Origin of the sequence: Desulfonatronospira sp. MSAO_Bac3, assembly GCF_003838035.1 — a bacterium.
GTDB lineage: Bacteria > Desulfobacterota > Desulfovibrionia > Desulfovibrionales > Desulfonatronovibrionaceae > Desulfonatronospira > Desulfonatronospira thiodismutans.
In genome coordinates this window covers 1-1,368 of sequence record NZ_QYZY01000233.1, presented here as the reverse complement: position 1 = coordinate 1,368, position 1,368 = coordinate 1, and the positions used below count along the sequence as shown (strand labels likewise).

Below are 1,368 nucleotides of genomic sequence, written 5' to 3'. Positions count from 1 at the left end.
ACCCTGGACCGCCTGGTGAATACAGCGGACAAGGCCATGTACCAGGCCAAAAAGACAAAAGGCCCGTCATTTGTCTGGGCCGGAGAAATACAATAATTGAACATAACCTCTCTGGCTTGCAAACATAAATGCCTGAAAAGGAAGAAGATATGCAAGAAGAAAAGCCGTTACCTTGGACTGTTGAACCTCTCTTTGTTGGCAGGCAACCGGTGTTCAATGCCAAAAAGAGACTGCAGGGGTATGAACTCTTTTACCGCTCGGATGAAGAATCCGCCGGGGCTGTGTTCAGCAACCCGGAAGACGCGACCCTGAGTGTGATTCAGGCTTCCTACGTATCCCCTTTTTTGAACATGAAGGGGGAGAAATTCATCATGGTCAACTTTTCCTACGAGGCCATTGTGCACAACGCCCCTTATGCCCTTCCCCCCCAGAACACCATAGTCAAAATCACAGGCCATACCCCGGGTGGCCATGAGCTGGAGCAGGCCCTGGCCGAGCTCAAGAAAGACGGATACCGTATCGCCGTGGACGGAAAGCCAGGGGAGATCAGCAGATGGAGGGACCTGGCGGATATTTTCATCCTGGATGCCGGGGTGGCCGGCGAGGGACTGCAGGAGATTGACACAAGCGATGTTGCGGTCATGGCCAAGCGCATAGAGGACGTGGAAACCTTCCAGAAGCTGCAGGAAAAAAATATCAGTTATTTTCAGGGATATTTCTTTAAAAGGCCCGAGACTCTCAAAGGAGCCAACCTGTCCACGCATCAGATCATGCGCCTCAAGATTTTCCAGGTGCTGCAGCAGGAGGAGCCTGATCTGGATGAACTGGCCTCTTTGCTGGAAAAGGAGGTATCCCTGACTTACCGGCTGCTTCGCTACGTCAATTCCGCCAGCTTCGGCATGCTGACCCCCATCAAGACCATCCGGCGGGCCCTGACCTATGTGGGTTTTAAAAACCTGAGGACTTTTCTGCAGCTGTGCCTGCTGCGGGACGTCACCCCCCAGAGTAAACCCTCTGAACTTCCCTTTGCCGCCGCCCTGATGGGAAGGTTTCTGGAGCTTATGGTTTTTCCCACCAAAGATGAGTGGCCCCAGCCGGATGCCCTTTTCATGCTGGGACTTCTGTCGCTTCTGGATGCTGTTTTCGACATGCCCATGGAAAACGTGGTCCAGGACCTGCCTATTGACGAGGACATAAAAAAGGCCCTGTGCCGGGAGGAGAGCTTCTATCTTCCCTGGCTTGACCTGGCCATAGCCTTTGAAAAAGGTGACTGGGAAAATGTCGATGCCCTGATATCCCAACTGGGCCTGCACCCCAGGAAAGTGGCCATGTCCTATTCCTGGGCCATGGGCTGGGCCAGGGACTTTT

General features: G+C 53.4%; 1 protein-coding gene. It reads left to right on the top strand.

Annotated features, from left to right (window positions below; genetic code table 11):
* Window positions 1–209: 209 nt before the first annotated feature.
* Window positions 210–1,368 (top strand): EAL and HDOD domain-containing protein (locus tag D5S03_RS07910; RefSeq protein WP_287043377.1); only part of this gene is annotated, 1,159 nt, incomplete at its 3' end.